The 411-nt window shown below is 39.2% G+C and carries 1 pseudogene; it reads right to left on the bottom strand.

Annotation, left to right across the window (positions count from 1 at the left end):
• Positions 1-44 precede the first annotated feature (44 nt).
• Positions 45-411, bottom strand: a pseudogene (gene pssA / locus CWC17_RS19220) (CDP-diacylglycerol--serine O-phosphatidyltransferase); the annotation flags it as partial.

The following is a 411-nucleotide window of genomic DNA, read 5'->3' as shown; positions in this document are numbered from 1 at the left end:
AGTAGCTTTTTATCCGTCTGTTGGTAATCTTCTTATGTTTCTTAATCTTTTGGAAGAGTTAAACGGAGTGATTGTTTTAAAATTTCCTGCTTTTGGTTATCTATGGCTTTCATAATTCTTTGCTGTGGGTCTTCAATTTAAATACCGTTTTCAATATCACGCCCCCACGCCCGCGGTTTACGATTGTGGCCGCTTAATAAGTGGCGTTGGCGGGCGGCGCAAATACCTTTTAAGTGAAACGAGTTACTATCGTGCTTCCATAAGTACACGGTTAAATTGCCGTTATCTATATGGCGCTTTTGCGATTTTAGAAATTTATGCAAAATCGTTTCGTATAAATACGGTAAAGCACCAATAATACAAAACTGCGACCTTCTCGTCAGGATAAACTCCTTACCCGTTAAATCACCT

Source organism: Pseudoalteromonas sp. S3785 (assembly GCF_005887365.1).
In the GTDB taxonomy this organism is placed as follows: Bacteria; Pseudomonadota; Gammaproteobacteria; order Enterobacterales; family Alteromonadaceae; genus Pseudoalteromonas.
The sequence above is the reverse complement of the archived record's forward strand: the minus strand, read 5'-3'. Positions and strand labels throughout refer to the sequence as shown.